This is a genomic window from Anaerocolumna aminovalerica, assembly GCF_900115365.1.
GTDB classification, from domain to species: domain Bacteria; phylum Bacillota; class Clostridia; order Lachnospirales; family Lachnospiraceae; genus Anaerocolumna; species Anaerocolumna aminovalerica.
The window spans coordinates 1-14,836 of the sequence record NZ_FOWD01000063.1 but is presented as its reverse complement, the minus strand read 5'-3'; the positions used below and the strand labels follow the sequence as shown (position 1 = coordinate 14,836).

Sequence of the window (14,836 nt, the reverse complement as noted above, 5' to 3'; positions counted from 1 at the left end):
AGGGAGATCCTTGAACTCCTGATAGCGGTAATCGTGAATACGTTTGGTCTGAGCACCACAATGGGGGCAGGTTTGTATGGTAGGATTGGTTTCGATGAATATCCTAACATAATGATCTGCATGAACCACTTTCTTAATAAAAACATCTTCTAAATTCAGTAGATTTTTGGTACAATGAGAGTGCATCTATCGAAAACCTCCTTTTAATGTTTGTTTGGACGACGTGCATTTACTTAGAGGCTTCGTATAGATGCATTTTAATATAAAAAATAAAATGTTGGAAGTATGTCTTTTGCATACCCCAACATTTATTATAGAACCAAAAAACATTTATAAACATACAGGTGCTTATGTTATATCAATATTTTATTTTTCAAACCACTTTGGTGATAGTACCACTTTTTCACATGGCAGAAATCATTATTCTGCAGGTTTGACTTCTACTGTACTTATTGTATCTCCATAAATAAATTTACGAAGTTCTGTTCTGGTAGCATCCCAATCCGTTGGTTCCAATACATCTTGCTTATATTTTCCCATTTGAACTTTTGTATTTTTGTAATTACCATCTGAAGGAATTCTGTAATTTTCTAATTGGGTTACTTTTAAACTAACTGCTTCTTCCAAATAATCATTAAACTCTTTCTGGGTAATATCTGTTTCAATTTTTACTTCAGTTAAAATTTGATTCATCAATAACCCCAGTTCTATTACATTTTTGGATTTTATTTTGTCAAATATGGAATTAAGTACTGCTCTTTGTCTTTGAGTTCTTCCAAAGTCATTGTTTTCTGTACCTGTAGATACCTTACGCACTCTGCTGTAACCCAATGCCTGATTACCATTCATGAGCTGTTTACCAGGAACTACTTTTCGGTTGGCCGGATTTGATATATAGTTGGTCGTATTCAGATAATAGGCTTCCTTTTCAGTAAGGGTGATCTCAACACCTCCTATTATATCTACGATATCTTCAAACTCGCTAAAGTTTACCTTGGCGTATCCATCTAATTGTATACCAAAATTTAATTTAATGGTATCATATAAAAGATTAATACCACCTTTGGCATAAACAGAATTCAGACGATTTTTACTATATCCCGGAATTTCAACGTATAAATCACGCATTAACGATGTTAATTTAAGTGACTTATCCTTCGTATTCATGGTGGCAATAATCATGGAATCCGTATTAGAAGCTCCCTGAATCTCTTCTACTCCAATTAAAAGAATATTTACTACATGTTCTTCCTCTTTAGGTTTTACAGGTTTTTCTCTATCTTTTTCTTTGTTTTCCTCATAATCTAATTTTCCGTATATATAGTTTCCTGCAATATTAAGGATGAGCTTTTTTCCCACCGGCGTAAATACAAGAAATGCAATCAGTAACATAAATACAGAAAATACAGCAGCAAAAATCTTTAAACCTTTATTTTTCTTCTTCTTTCTTTTGCTTGTCCCTCTGTCTTTCGTAATAACACTCTCCCCTTCTAATTCCTCACTTACTTGATCTGCAAGAGATTTATTTATTTCATATAGAAACGTTTCTTCATCTTGAAAATCATCCATTTTATTACCGAGCCTGTGAGATAATTGGTCTAAATCATTAGCCGATTTATTAGCGTCCATATCTCCTATGTTGGATTTATATTTATCTTTTCCAAAATCGTCTTTATCCATTATAGCCTCTCTCCTACATGTTTATGATATTAGCACTGCTGTAGCCTTGAACAATTATATCACAAGATTACAAAAATAAAAGATATTTATATAAAAATTAATAGAAATGTAAAATACATATAAGATTTGTGATAAAAAAAGACAATAAAAATTCCTATTTTTACAACTTTTTCTTTTAATTAACACTTTTTAAACAAATATTTTTATCAAATTATTTTCAACTGAGTATCCTCAATTTTTAGTTCTCCGATTGCTTCTTCTTGATAGCTTCTCCATATGGACTCTCATTTATCATAGAATCATATTTCTGTGCGGTTCTCAAAAAAAGAACCTTCGTTTAATATATATGATATTTGGAAGGTCCTTCTATATTATTTCAATGTCAAAAAGGTAGTTTGCTTACTTAACCCGCGATATATAATAAAGATGCTGCTGTTAGTCCGGAACCCACACTGCAAAAGACAACTACATCATTCTCCTTGATCTGTTCTTGTGTAATTGCGTGATAATAGGCCATAAATGGACTGCTGGTTCCTGTGTAACCATATTGGTTTCCTACATATTTAAACTGCTCCAACGGATAGTCAAGAGCATTGGATACATTTTTAATTGCATCCTCCGAAAATTGGGTCATAAATATCATATTTGCTTGGCATACTGCAAAACCATTTTCATTTAAGACTTGTTTAATAATTTCACCGCAGCGGCTTTCCGGTTCTTCCGTGTCAAAGGGCTGCCATTTCCAACGTTTCTTTTCCTCCGGTATGGAAGAATCATAAATATTGGACATTCCACATTCCGGCATAAGAATATAATCCCGCAAATCAGTTCTGGTTGCATAAACGGAGTCTATAAATCCTATTTGCTTATCTGTTTCTACTGTTTCTAAAATTACTGCTGCAGCTGCATCACCAAGGGCACCATATGTAATGGGATCGGTTTCCAAACCAAAGTGATGAATCATTGTAGATCCAACTACCAGTATTTTCTTTAATCTTTTATTGCACTTCATGAGTGCTTGTGCCTGATCCACTGCTACCACCATACCTACACAATTAGCATTTAGATCATAAACAGTATGTGCATTTGAAGCTTCAAGTGCATCTCTTAGCAGAATAGCATTTGATGGGGAGGTATATTCCGGGGTATCGGTACTAAATATAATACCATCCAATTCCAGCGGATCGATTCCTGCCTTTTCTATTGCAGATTTACTTGCATTAATTGCCATAGTAATTACATTTTCATTTGGGAAATCAGCGATATACCGTTCTTGTCTTCCAAGATGAGTCAATAAATGAGAAACTCTCTCCCCTAAAGTTTCATCCATATTTTTAAAATGATTAATAAAAGATTCATTTCCTATCTTTTTCTCCGGATGGTATATACCAACCGATTTCATAACAATTCCCTTATTCATTTTATTCCTCCTTAGTTATATTATCATCTCAGTGATTTAATGTAACAAGTTCTGTAAAAATTACTTTTTAATATGTATTGACTGTTTCGTTAAGTTCGTAAGATCTTCTATGAGATCCTCTAACTCATTTAGATTCTTTGATATATTCTGCATTTGCTGATTCTGTCCATCTGCATTAGCTGCAATACCAGTAATAGATTCATTAATATTGCCGGTAGAAGTGGTAATTTCTTTGGTCTGATCCGCTATTACCTTGGAATTATTATTAAGATCATATAACTTATCATAGATATTCTTAATATGCTCTGAAACATGGGAATTAAAATTCGATATTTGTTCAAAATTATCTATTGTTAAATTGGTATATTGCTGACTTTCATCCATTACCGATTGTCCAAAATAAATCTTTTCCGCTACTTCTGACGATTTACTGATTACCTTGCTAAGAATCTGTCCGATCATTTCAACACTTTCTGCACTGCTTTCTGCTAATTTTCTGATTTCATCTGCCACTACATTGAATCCTTTTCCCTGCTCCCCTGCTCTGGCCGCTTCAATACTTGCATTTAAAGATAACAGATTAGTCTGTCCGGCAATACTTTTAATACTCACTAATATCTCTTCTATATTTTTATTCTGATTGTTAAACTCCTTCATTAGCTCAGCAGTTTCATTAATAATTTCATCTAACATGCTAATTTTATCAGCCATTTGATGGAGATTTTCATTACCGCTGTCAATTAATTTTGTATTGTCAACGGCCAATTGTTTCAGCTCTTTTGAAGCATCTACTATGGTTGTTGTATGCTGATAGTTAATATCCATATATTTATTAATTGATTCCGCACTGGACAACTGCTCTTCTGTACTAACTGCTACTTCACTGAAAGAAGCGCTCATCTCCTCAGAAGCTTTGGCTGCTAAAACCATATCTTCTTTCACTTGAATACTGAAATTATTTAAGAATTGAACTGAATCAGAGATACGATTTAATATATTATGCAGAAAGCTACTACTTTCCTCTACTTCAAGATATTGTTCTTTCGTATCTTTTTGTAATTTAATAATATGTGAAATCAATTCATATAATATAACACAGCCTAAACCCATGTAAAATAAGATAATTAACAAACCCTGCATGTTATTATATCCACTAAACATACTTTCTCCGTATATATAATAAAATGCAAATATCATAATAATATTGGCTATATAAGTAAAAATTATAAGTGATTTCTTTAAGAATAAACTAATGAAAATAAGATTAAAAAACAATAGAAAAACACTATTTAATCTAGGATCTACATGTGTAATTATAATAGCGTGTAAAATCAATCCGCCAAAGGCTAAATATTTTGCCCATGATATAAATACTTTTTTAATGGATATAAAGGTGAATAGGATTGCAACAAAAGCACCTAAACTTAACAAAACAATTATAACCTCAGTGGGAGAACCTCCAAAATAATTACAAATCACTCCTAACACCACCGATATCCATAGCACCTTTGTGGCAATAATATTCTGCTGCATTTCAATTTTAAGCTTTTCATCCTTTGTATTCATATGTTACCCCTTCCTCTTATTGCATTTGGATATTTTTTATTCTTCATAATATAAATAATTTCCATTATACCAAATTATTCTAAAAAAATATATAGGTCAAATTCCATATTGATTTTTATTCCAATTGTTAAAATTTAATACTTTGGATTCATACTTTTAAAAAAGAGTTGATAAAAATCAGGCTCTTCCCAATTCCTCAACCTCTCAACGAAAAGAAATATACTTAGGCAAAGGTCTTCTCAATCAAAAAAAGGATGTATTACAGCCTAACTAAAAATGCTAGTTCTGCAACACGTCCTAATTTCTCTAACAGGCAAATGTAACTTAAAGAAGCCCTGCTCCACCATTATATAATTATAATAAAGTCTTTCTCAATTCTTCTGCTGATTTTATGGAAAGGTACGCCGGAGCTATATCAAATACGGTCTTTGCACCGGATACACCTTCTCTATTAAGCCTATATGCGGCCCTTCCATAGGCAAGTAATACATTTGCAGTAAAATCCGGATTAGAGTCCAGCTTTAAACTATATTCTATAAGGTGTGAATGTTCCTTATTCATTCCGGTTTTTCCACTGCGGATTACAAATCCCCCATGAGGTATTCCACTATGATTTTTCGCTAATTCCTCTTCTGAAATAAAATGTACAATTGTATTATATTCAGCAAAATAATTTGGCATATTCTTAATGGTTTCTTCAATCTTAGCCTTATCTGCTCCTTCTTCCGCCACAACATAACACTCTCTAAGGTGTTTTTCTCTTGCAGTAAGGATCGGATTTTCTCCTTTTCTTACCTTTTCTATTGCATCTTCAATAGGTACCGTATATTGTTTTGCATTCTTTACCCCTTCTATTCTTCTGATTGCATCAGAATGGCCCTGACTGACACCTTTTCCCCAAAAAGTATAATCATTTCCTTCCGGCAAAATCACATTCGCCATTAATCGGTTCATGGAGAACATTCCCGGGTCCCAACCGCTTGATATAACACTTACATGTTTACCAGCCTTTGCCGCTTTATCCACTTCAGAGTAATATTCCGGTATTTTAGCATGAGTATCAAATCCATCCACTGTATTGAAGCAATTTGCGAATTCAGGTCCTTGCTTAGGCAGGTCAGACATACTGCCTCCACATAATATCATAACATCAATTTTATCTGTCATATTCTTTGCTTCATCAATAGGATAGGCTTTTACACCTTGTGTTGCCACTTTAATAGAAGATGGATTGCGCCTTGTAAAAATTCCTACAAGTTCCATATCTTCATTTTGCCTGATTCCAAGTTCTGCACTTTTCCCTAAATTACCATAACCTGCAATTCCGATTCTAATCTTTTGCATTACTATACCACCTTTATATTTGTTTAAAACTATTTTATATATATCTATATTATTTGCTTTTTTCTTTTGTGTAAACTTTTAATTTAAAATAATGTCTTATTGGTTATACTTTCACATCCTTTTTCGTACAGAACCTCATTTTTCTATTTATATTTGCTTAAATCTACTTTCCAATCTTCTACTTCGTATACGTCGGCACTGGTTTTTTCGTGATTTCCTTTATATGCTGAACGATTTATTTCAGCAATCCAGTCATCATCATTTCTATGTATTATTTTAAAGGCAAACTTATCGTAGAGAAGATAATCACCACTTACATTAGCAGCTTTGCCTTCCTTATTAAGGGACATAACATAATGATAGGCTTCATATTTTTTTCCTTCTTTATATGTTTCATGAAATGATTTAGAAAACGTATAATATTTTTCTAGAATTTCATAAGGAATATATTCACAAACAACTTTTAAAATCTTATCTACGGTCAACTCATGTTTTATTTCATCAGAATATGAAAAATTAATGGTTATATCACTAATTATTTTTTTATCACTAGTTGCTACGAGTAACAACTTATCTTCGTAATGGCTCTTTTGATTTGTATTAATTACTGCAACTTTTTTATAACCTTTCCAAAAAATCTCTGCATCATTATAATCCCCATAAATTTTTGGATGAGAATCCAATGCTAATATTTCCAAATCTGATAAAGTATTTTTATTTGGTTTTTTATTTTCACTTTGAACCACAGTTATGACATTGTAAAACATCATCTTCTACTTTTGTTCCGCAATATTCACATATTTTCATGTAACCTTCTCCTTATTTGTCTACCATTACTCACCATAATTCTCTACGATAGCAAGGTCTCGTTATACCCTTACATCCTTTTAATTCCTTACATGGAGAACTACTATATTACAATTAATAATATATAATTTTAATGATAAAATCAAGCATCTAGACATAATAAGGAACCGGATCATTTACCTGCTTTACATCTTGCCACTATGTACGTGGCATCTATTCCTTCTTGGATAACCAAATTATCTGTTTAACTAAAGCATTTAAACAGAATCAACTCCTTATTTATTATCAAAGTCACTGCTCCTTTTTCTGGGGTAGTCAGAATCTTACTATTTATATTTAACAAGCGTTCCATCAATTCTTCATGGGGATGACCATACCGGTTGTTATAGCCGCATGAGATAATAGCCCACTCCGGCTTAATAACAGATAGAAATTCTTCAAAAGTTGAATTCTTTGAACCATGATGTGCCACTTTTAAGACATCATAATCCTTAGTTACTTCTATGGGTTCATTTATAATTTCATCCGTATCTTTATCCTTTGGTGATAATAGTGATGAAGTACCATTTAGGATACCCAATACTTGTCTTTCACCTTCCCCCTCCAGATCTCCGGTTAGGAGCATATTAAAATCACCATAGTTAACACTTAAAACTACCGAAGAAGCATTATCTGCATGTAATGCATCAGGTGAGGGATTTAAACAAGTGATTGTTACATGTTTCTCTTTTATAATATCTCCCTTTTGTATGTATAGAACTTTAATTCCTTTATTTTCTGCTAATGTAACAATATCCATATACTCTTGATCTTTCTCCTGTACATCAGGAAGTATTAAATGACCTATAATTATGTTTCCTTCATAACTGCCATTCTTACTGCTCTCCATAAGTTCCAATACACCGGATATATGGTCGGTATCCAAATGGGTCAATATAACATAATCTACTTTCCAGATTCCCTTTGATTTAAGAAAAGGTTCTATCCTATATTTTCCTACCTCCTTTACGTCAGAACTTCCTCCGTCAATTAAATAGGTTACATTCTCAGGACTGTTCATGAATATACAGTCCCCCTGTCCCACATCAATAAATGTCACTTCCAAATCAACATTTTTAGGTTTAACAAATATTAATAATAGAAACGACAGCAGTATTATTGTTTTTTTACGCACTAATTCTGTATTCAAAAGAATCCAAATAATTAATATAAAGTAATAAAAAGCCAAAAGCCATAAATCCGGTCTTCCGATTAATATCATTCTACCAGGCAACTTTTCTCCAAAACGGCATACTGCTTCATAAAAATTAAGGATGTAGTGAGCTCCTCCAATAATAAATGATCCAAGTGAAATGGCTATAAATCCTGCCAGACCTGCCACCAAAGCAATCAGCACAATTAAAGAAGACAAGGGTAAAATAATAAGATTAATTATAATTGAATAAAGAGGAAATTCATAAAAGAAGTACAACATAACAGGTAATGTTATAACTTGGATACTCAATGTCAACAAGAATGCTTCCACTAATTTATTCCTTTTCCCTAGAATATTTTTAAGTATTGGATATATAAGAGCCATACCTAAGATTGCAGTAAAAGATAATAAGAATCCCGCATTATAGATTTCCATGGGAGAGTTTATTAATATGATTAAAGCACTTAGAGAAGCAGCAGAAAACAAATCATAGGTTCTTCCAATCACTCCTCCGCACATAAATACTATTAACATTACCACAGCCCGATTGGTGGAAACACTAAAATTAGTCAGAACTCCAAAAGAAAAAATTAAAAAGATTGACAACAGGGTTGCAATAAAGTTAGGAATTCGTAATTTACGCAGTAAATGAAACAATGACATTCCTATTAAAGATACATTAAGACCGGATATAGCCAGAATATGAGATATACCATTTTCCCGGTATAAGTCCTTTATATCCTTATCCAAACCTGAGGTATCCCCTAAAATCATAGCCGATATGAGACCTGCATTTTTTTGTGGCAGGATTTGTTCATAAACCTGTATAAATTTATTCTTAATATCATGTAAAGTTTGAAAAAACCAGGAATAACGGCCATCAACTACCTTTATATTCTCTGCTTTTATCTTATAATCAATTTTTTGGATTTTATTGAATTCATACTCATTAAATTGTCCTGGATTTGTTGCTTTTTGAAATTTTTCGATTTTTCCGGATATTTCTAAGATGTTACCGATTTTAAAATTAGAATTTTCAGATGTATAGACTTTTATTTTTTTACTTTGATATGTATCAGCTTCTTTTACAGAATCATAAACTTCATTCTGCTTTAAGGATACTTTCTTAAGGTTATTCTTTATATGGTTAGTATCCGGGTCAATTACATTATCAATTAACGTTAATACTACATAACTGCCTTTATCCTCAAGGCTTTGTAATTTTCCATACACAGTACCCTTTATGCTATTTTCAAATACCTGATCCATTTTATTTGGTTTTATCTGATGGTTCATAAGACTGTATCCTAAGATGAAAAGAATGGGAAATCCCAGAATAAATCCAAAATTGCTAAGCCTTTCCCTTCTTTTACATTTAAGAAGTAACAGCCGCCCTAAAACCAAAATACATAATAGTATTGCTATGACTACTATAGATATGCTGCTGACTCTATACAGAGCAATTCCTGCTATATAAAAAGCCAGCAGCCATACAAGTGGTCTTCTTATATTCAAACCCATCTCCCCTTTATTTGCTGCCTTCCACTATTTCTAGGTTTCTTTCAAATAGACCTTCAAATGGGATTCCATCCCCATAATTCTTTTTTACTTCTCCGTTAATGGAGAATTTTACTTTATTTATACCGGATAATTCAACAAGAGAGTTTACCACAGAATAAATAACAACTTCATCCTCTACCCCCTGAATTTTGGTCATGAACTTGTCATTAAAATCCACATAACAGATTCCATCCTTTGTAGTAACCTTTAATAATTCGGTACCATCCGGAATGCTTTTCTTCATTTCTTTTTCAAGAGGTCCTTCAATCACTTCAGGACCGGATATCAATTGTTGGATGATTAGTTGTTCTATGGAACGATTACCGTCATAGGATATTTTTAAATTCGAAGAAACCAGTGCTTTTCCTGTTTCATTTGCATAATACATGGTTACAAATACATTCTCTGCTCTGGTATTATCAATGAAATCCGAGCTTTCCATGAAACCAATGGGTTTTTCATTGGGCCCCATCAGGGGCTGTCCATTCACATTGAATTCAATATATTCCACTTCTTCAATCTGGCTTAAGGTTTTTACTATGGTAGCACGGCATAATACTTCGGATATTCCTGTAAGGCTCTTATAATCAGAATCAAAATTAAGTGTTAATCTGCCGTCTTCATTAAAGAAACGTTCCTCTACTTGAACATTATCCGGCAGTGCCTTTTTCATAGTAATATCTTTTGGCTCCTGACTTAAAGCTTCTAAATATTCATCCACCAGATCTTCTTTTGTTTTGGATACAGGTGTATATTCCTGACAAACAATTTTTGTTTCATTGGTATCAACGTAATATATTTTTTTAATATTTTCTTTCAAAACATTATTATTTTTTTTATTATTTTTATTTCCACAGCCGGTAACAATAAAGGGAACTAATAGAACCGTGAATATACATAATGTTTTCCAATTTTTTTTGTGGTTGACTTCAAACATTTTCTTAAAACCTCCTTAATAAAGGATTAAGCAATATAATTGAGTGGAACACGAACGGTAAATGTAGTTCCCTCATTTTCTTTGCTGTATACTTTGATTGCGCCTTTGTGCATGTGTATGGCGTTCTTGGTAATGGATAAACCTAGACCGGTTCCTCCTGTACCTCTGGAACGTGCCTTGTCCACACGATAGAAACGATCAAATATAAAATCCTGTGCATCTTCAGGAATACCAATTCCGGAATCTGCTACTTTAACGTAAAAATATTTATGGTCCGCATTTAAAGAAACACGAACCCAGCCGTCTTCCACATTATATTTAATAGCATTCTCAATTAAATTAGAAATTGCCAAAGATAGTTTTACTTCATCTACTTCTGCTACTACAGGTCTAAAACTCTCGAATACCAGCTCAATGTTACGTTTCTTTGCTATCGGCCTCAGACGTTTTAAAACAGATTCCAGTAAATCATTAATATTTGTGGATGAAATATTCATATCACTGGCTGTTTTATCTAATTTAACCAGGGATAATAGATCATTGATGATTTTACTTTCACGTTCAATTTCTTCTGCTATGTCCACTAAGAATTCCCGATATAATTCAGGTGCCACATTTTCCTGCATTAACAAAGAATCAGCTAAAACTTTTACGGAAGTTAAAGGAGTCTTTAATTCATGGGAAACATTGGAAACGAATTCCTGTCTTGATTTTTCAAGGTTTTTCATTCTTAAGAGCATTTGATTCAATGAGTTGGATATAAGATCTGTTTCATAAAATCCACTGATAGAGATCTCCTCATCCATATATCCTTCTGTTAAATGTCCAATGGCACCTCTTAATCTTTTTAGAGGTTTTGTTAAAACAGAACTATAGAAAAATGCAAACACAAATATTAGTATGGCCATAGTTATGAACAAAACAAGAGTTTTCTGTGATAGCATGTCCGAGATGGCCACAATGTTTTTTGTAGAGAAAATCATCACAATAACACCCATAATCTCTTTTGTTGTATTTGTTGTATTATGGGTGATTGGTATAGTCATCTCAATATAATTTCTGTTCTTATTATGGATGGGAGCATTGGTACCTCGAAGAGTTTTAATTACTACTTCTGCAATTAAGGTGTTGCCTTCTTCCAGTCCATAAGTATCTTTAATAATATTAAGACTATTATTAACGATAATAATTCGTCCTTCATAGATTCCCGCAATCTGTGAAATCTCTGTATTTACTTCAGGTATATCTTTATTTGTTAAATATCCTGTGGACTGTAACAGATTAGCCAAAGAATTACCCTGTCTTTGCAATTCACTGATTCTCTGACTTACAGCCTTTTGATTGTAAGTCTGTACCAAACTCCAGGATACAGACAAGATAGGTATGATACCTACTAAGAATACAATAACTATACTTTGTACTCTCATACTTCTTAAAAACCATAATTTTTCTCTAATCTTGGAAAAAATAGCCGACACCCCATTTTGTATGTATATATTTTGGTTCACTAGGATTATCTTCAATCTTTTCACGTAATCTACGTACATGAACATCAACAGTTCTTACATCACCAGGGTAATCATATCCCCAAACAGTGTTGAGAAGATTCTCACGGCTATAAACTTTATTTGGATTGAATATTAATAATTCCAGTAGATCGAATTCTTTAGCGGTTAAATTTACTTCTTTATTATTAACATAAACCCGTCTGCTTTCACAGTCAATTTTCAGGCCACCATGGGTAACAACTTTTGCTGCAGAAGCCTCAGCACCTTTTTTGGAACTGCGGCGCATAATCGCTTTGATACGTGCCTTTACTTCCAGAATATTAAATGGCTTTGTAATGTAATCATCTGCACCGTACTCTAAACCAAGTATCTTATCCATGTCATCGCCTTTGGCTGTTAACATTATAATAGGCATGCTGGAAAATTCTCGTATCTGTTGGCACACTTCAAAACCGGTTAATTTAGGAAGCATAACGTCCAATAATACTACGTCATACTCCTTTTTCTTAGCGGCTTCCAAAGCTTCTTCACCGTCATAGGCACAGTCTACCTCCATACCATCTTGTTCAAGACTAAAACGTATCCCTTTCACTATTAACTTCTCATCATCCACTACGAGTACTTTTTTCCCCACTTTTATCACCTCATTATAATTTTCTATTCTTTATTTTACTAATTCCATGCTGTTTATATTTTGTTCAGACACAACTATTTTACTGATATAGAAGCTTTTATCTTATTATAGACAGCATCTTTAATTCCATCAATATTCTTAATCTCTTCAATGGATTTAAAACCATTATGTGTCTCTCTGTAGTCTACAATGCTCTTCGCTTTTGCCTTACCAATTCCTGATAAGGTCATAAGCTCTTCTAAAGAAGCAGTATTAATATTAACGGTACCATTACTATTCTCCGTGCTATTATTACTTTTTTTATCCGGAGAAGGCTCACTGGCAATAAACTCCATGGGTGTTTTTTCTTTCACTTCATCCTTTGTAGGAATATATATCTGTTGCCCATCTTCTAAAAGTGATGCTTGATTGACAAAATCTCCGGCAGCATCCTCTGTTAATCCTCCGGCTAATACAATTACATCCACTAATCGTGTGTTCTCATCTATTTTATAAACATCCGGCTTCTTAACAGCTCCGCAAAGGTGAACATAAATATAATGTATGCTCTTTTCCTTATTCTGCTCAGACGAATTTTCATCCTCTGAAACCGGAAGAGTTTTATTATCTTTTGGGCTTTGTAAGGGAACCTGGGATTCATCTGCTGTTAAAGACGCTTGTGACACTTGATCCTGTGAAGATTCCCCAAAATTTACATCCTGTATAGATTCTGCCACGCCTCGATCTTGTGAAGATTCTGTTACTTGATTGAGCAATAGTATTTCTGATCCTTGTTTCTTAGTGCCTGTACAACTATAAATAGTACCGGCTGCTAAAATAAATATAAAAATAGCAATAATTTTAAACCTTTTTCTTCTATCCATAAATGTCTCCCTTTAGATTTCAGAAAAGGCTATAGCAATTTGTATCCTCAATACTAATTGTATGATATTATTCTACCGAATAAATCCATTGATTACAATAGGAACTTAGAAAGAATTTTCATTGTAAGAAAATTGTAAGCACTACTCCCACTTAAAGGTAATAATACCTCCAATAATCAGTACTAGACCAATTAACCTTCTCCATTCAAACTTTACTTTTTCTATCCCAAAGATACCTAGTAACTCAATTCCATAAGCCACAATTAACTGGGCAGTTACAATAATCATAATGGCTTTTGCAGGTCCTAGGGTATCTACGCTTTTAATAACCGTATAGGTTATAAAAGCTCCCATGGCACCACCTAGAAGCATATATTTATTGTCTACTTTTAATAATGCTCCAAAACTGCTTTCTCTTCCTGTAATAAACCAGGCTGCCATACATACAACAAATGCGGAAATCTGTACAAAGCTAGAGGATACCCAAATGCTGGTCTGCTTTGTAACACCTGTATTAAATACTCCCTGAATGCTCATTAATGCTCCGGATATTATTGCAATAATCCAACCCATCATAAAAATCACCTTCCAATCTATAGTTATACATGTAATCTTTTATATTTTTGACAGGATTTTGGAAGGTATTCAGTTTGTTATGTAATTAAATATATGGAAAGACTGATGGAGCTTTTACTTGTAAATTGAATAGCAGATAAAATAAATATGACTTTATCCGTATAAAATATTGTAGCCTCCCATGATATTGAATTAACCCAACTATTAGGCGGATTATATGATAGTTACCATTTTTGTGAACAGTTTCAGGAAAATTATATTATATTTGAATACAAAATACATGAAGGTGCTGCCACAACTAAAAATGCAATACGGCTTCTGGAGCTTACACACTTTCCGAAAGAAATTATCGCTAATGCCAAAATAAAAATTTAGTTTACTAATGCACGTACGCTTTGCCCTGAAGTTATGTAAAAAACTCAAAAAGTGTTAATTGGGCCTTCATAATGACTCAATTTATATTTTGTAAGATAACGTGGTGTATAGGATAAATTTTGCTACCTTACCCTCGTGCGGCATGGCCTTGGTAGAGCCTCAAAGCGCATGACAAGTATCGCAGAGGGCGATACTTGTCACTGAGTCTCTAGTCGGCCATCAGCAGCCTTCTCGGCCGGATGACGCAAAATTTATCCTATACACCACGTTATCTAATTTACTTTATTAAGAGTCATTACGAAGGCCCAATTAACACTTTTGAGTTCAATTACGTAGTGAGGCAAAGCTGTTTACTGAATTTGTTATAAACT

General features: G+C 33.2%; 12 protein-coding genes. All 12 read right to left on the bottom strand.

What is annotated here, in order from left to right:
- Positions 1-186 (bottom strand): transposase family protein (locus BM183_RS19770; RefSeq protein WP_170848095.1); only part of this gene is annotated, 186 nt, incomplete at its 3' end.
- A 234-nt stretch (positions 187-420) separates the two neighbouring features.
- Complete coding sequence (locus BM183_RS19765; RefSeq protein WP_091689226.1) at positions 421-1,680, bottom strand: LCP family protein; 1,260 nt, start codon at positions 1,678-1,680, stop codon at positions 421-423.
- Positions 1,681-2,083: 403 nt separating this feature from the next.
- Positions 2,084-3,100 carry a 3-oxoacyl-[acyl-carrier-protein] synthase III C-terminal domain-containing protein gene (locus BM183_RS19760; RefSeq protein ID WP_091689224.1) on the bottom strand — a complete coding sequence of 339 codons (1,017 nt, stop codon included), beginning with the start codon at positions 3,098-3,100 and terminating at the stop codon, positions 2,084-2,086.
- 60 nt (positions 3,101-3,160) lie between these two features.
- Positions 3,161-4,666 (bottom strand): methyl-accepting chemotaxis protein, encoded by a 1,506-nt coding sequence (locus BM183_RS19755; RefSeq protein WP_091689222.1) that lies wholly within the window; start codon positions 4,664-4,666, stop codon positions 3,161-3,163.
- Between the two features lie 354 nt (positions 4,667-5,020).
- Positions 5,021-6,010, bottom strand: coding sequence for a diaminopimelate dehydrogenase (locus BM183_RS19750; RefSeq protein ID WP_091689220.1), 990 nt, complete (start codon positions 6,008-6,010; stop codon positions 5,021-5,023).
- Between the two features lie 143 nt (positions 6,011-6,153).
- Positions 6,154-6,756, bottom strand: coding sequence for a hypothetical protein (locus BM183_RS19745; RefSeq protein WP_139221564.1), 603 nt, complete (start codon positions 6,754-6,756; stop codon positions 6,154-6,156).
- Positions 6,757-7,061: 305 nt separating this feature from the next.
- The gene (locus BM183_RS19740; protein ID WP_170848094.1) at positions 7,062-9,527 is read right to left on the bottom strand and encodes a DNA internalization-related competence protein ComEC/Rec2; all 2,466 of its coding nucleotides are present in this window, start codon (positions 9,525-9,527) and stop codon (positions 7,062-7,064) included.
- A gap of 13 nt (positions 9,528-9,540) precedes the next feature.
- Entirely contained in the window at positions 9,541-10,509 is a 969-nt protein-coding gene (locus BM183_RS19735; RefSeq protein WP_091689214.1) for a GerMN domain-containing protein, read from the bottom strand.
- Between the two features lie 26 nt (positions 10,510-10,535).
- Entirely contained in the window at positions 10,536-11,936 is a 1,401-nt protein-coding gene (locus BM183_RS19730) for a sensor histidine kinase (protein ID WP_242961066.1), read from the bottom strand.
- A gap of 25 nt (positions 11,937-11,961) precedes the next feature.
- A complete protein-coding gene (locus BM183_RS19725; protein WP_091689210.1) occupies positions 11,962-12,651 on the bottom strand; it encodes a response regulator transcription factor in 690 nt (229 codons plus the stop codon).
- Between the two features lie 74 nt (positions 12,652-12,725).
- Positions 12,726-13,514, bottom strand: a complete 789-nt coding sequence (locus BM183_RS19720) for a helix-hairpin-helix domain-containing protein (protein WP_091689208.1) — start codon at positions 13,512-13,514, stop codon at positions 12,726-12,728.
- Positions 13,515-13,655: 141 nt separating this feature from the next.
- Complete coding sequence (locus BM183_RS19715) at positions 13,656-14,090, bottom strand: DMT family transporter (protein ID WP_091689206.1); 435 nt, start codon at positions 14,088-14,090, stop codon at positions 13,656-13,658.
- Between the last annotated feature and the right edge of the window lie 746 nt (positions 14,091-14,836).

Excerpts from the sequence above, each read along its gene's own strand:
- BM183_RS19765 (WP_091689226.1), bottom strand. The coding sequence starts at position 1,680 with ATGGATAAAGACGATTTTGGAAAAGATAAATATAAATCCAACATAGGA.
- BM183_RS19760 (WP_091689224.1), bottom strand. The coding sequence starts at position 3,100 with ATGAATAAGGGAATTGTTATGAAATCGGTTGGTATATACCATCCGGAG.
- BM183_RS19755 (WP_091689222.1), bottom strand. The coding sequence starts at position 4,666 with ATGAATACAAAGGATGAAAAGCTTAAAATTGAAATGCAGCAGAATATT.
- BM183_RS19750 (WP_091689220.1), bottom strand. The coding sequence starts at position 6,010 with ATGCAAAAGATTAGAATCGGAATTGCAGGTTATGGTAATTTAGGGAAA.
- BM183_RS19735 (WP_091689214.1), bottom strand. The coding sequence starts at position 10,509 with ATGTTTGAAGTCAACCACAAAAAAAATTGGAAAACATTATGTATATTC.
- BM183_RS19730 (WP_242961066.1), bottom strand. The coding sequence starts at position 11,936 with ATGAGAGTACAAAGTATAGTTATTGTATTCTTAGTAGGTATCATACCT.
- BM183_RS19720 (WP_091689208.1), bottom strand. The coding sequence starts at position 13,514 with ATGGATAGAAGAAAAAGGTTTAAAATTATTGCTATTTTTATATTTATT.
- BM183_RS19715 (WP_091689206.1), bottom strand. The coding sequence starts at position 14,090 with ATGATGGGTTGGATTATTGCAATAATATCCGGAGCATTAATGAGCATT.